The organism is Aequorivita vitellina, from assembly GCF_022008365.1.
Taxonomy (GTDB): domain Bacteria; phylum Bacteroidota; class Bacteroidia; order Flavobacteriales; family Flavobacteriaceae; genus Aequorivita; species Aequorivita vitellina.
Genome location: NZ_JAIRBA010000091.1, coordinates 1 through 1,147, shown reverse-complemented (window position 1 = coordinate 1,147; position 1,147 = coordinate 1). Strand labels below are relative to the sequence as shown.

The following is a 1,147-nucleotide window of genomic DNA, read 5'->3' as shown; positions in this document are numbered from 1 at the left end:
AACGTTTCTGCATATGATTAGTGGCCCGATTAAGCACGGAATTTAGCAAATAAAAACCAAACAGAAAATCCGATAGGATTTTCGGAAGCAGGCTCAACCTAGCCATTAATTATATGCCTTGTTGTGCAATGTTTTTCTGCGTTCTGTTCCGTTTGTTTCCGCTTTGCTATTCCTCCAAAGTCCATCGAAAAATAAAATTGCGTTTGCTAGTTTTATTTTTCCGATGTCAAAAAATTCCAGCTACTCCCTTTTTTTTCCGCTCCGCATTTTTGTCCGCGCACCGTTTTTGTCCGAATTGCATTTTACTATTTAGACACTAAATTCCAAAAAAAAATCGGACGCTGTTCCGCCAATTTTCCGTTGCGATTTGCGTCTCGCTCAATATTGCACAACGTGTTTGTGTATGGCTTGTTGCGTTGGCAAGAACTAAGTTAATAAAAGAAACCGAACCAGGAGGGAAATCCGCAGGATTTTCCGAGTACACACAGAACCAGCAATTAGTTATACACGGTGTTAGCCACAGTTTTTCTTTTATTCAGTATTATTTCTTTATCCGATTTATTACAAAGAGCAAACCTTAATTTAAAGTCAGAATCAGCGTAATAACTCAATTCGTTTATTCGGTCAGGAATTCCGTTTTCAAATTCGATGATACAAGAAGTTTTATATCCAAGGTCAATAATATTCAAAGGAAGCATTCCGTTCCACATAGTTTGCTTTATTATTGATTTAATTTCAATTCCGCCATTTGGGTCTTTTAAGTCAATTAGAAAATCAAAATTTGCAGGAATTTCAAGTTCAAACATTCCATAACCATTGTAGGTGATTATTTCGTTATCAGATTTTGTCCAATTCAGATATTTTACAATTTCTTTTGTGTTTTTTTCTGCTTTTTCAAACTGATTGATTATTTCTATAGTCGGAAGCATTTCTTTCGGTAGTTTACAGAGAATAGGAACAAACTTATCTTCTACTAAAATCTTGTCGTTTTGCATTCAGTTCAAATTGTGGCTAACGTTTCTGCATATGATTAGTGGCCCGATTGAGCACGAAATTTAGCAAATAAAAACCAAACAGAAAATCCGATAGGATTTTCGGAAGCAGGCTCGAACTAGCCATTAATTATATGCCTTGTTGCCCAATGTTT

The 1,147-nt window shown here is 35.7% G+C and carries 1 protein-coding gene; it reads right to left on the bottom strand.

Annotated elements, in window-relative coordinates; all coding sequences use genetic code 11:
- Positions 1 to 497: 497 nt before the first annotated feature.
- Positions 498 to 995 (bottom strand): hypothetical protein, encoded by a 498-nt coding sequence (locus K8089_RS16085; RefSeq protein ID WP_237604308.1) that lies wholly within the window; start codon positions 993 to 995, stop codon positions 498 to 500.
- Positions 996 to 1,147 lie beyond the last annotated feature (152 nt).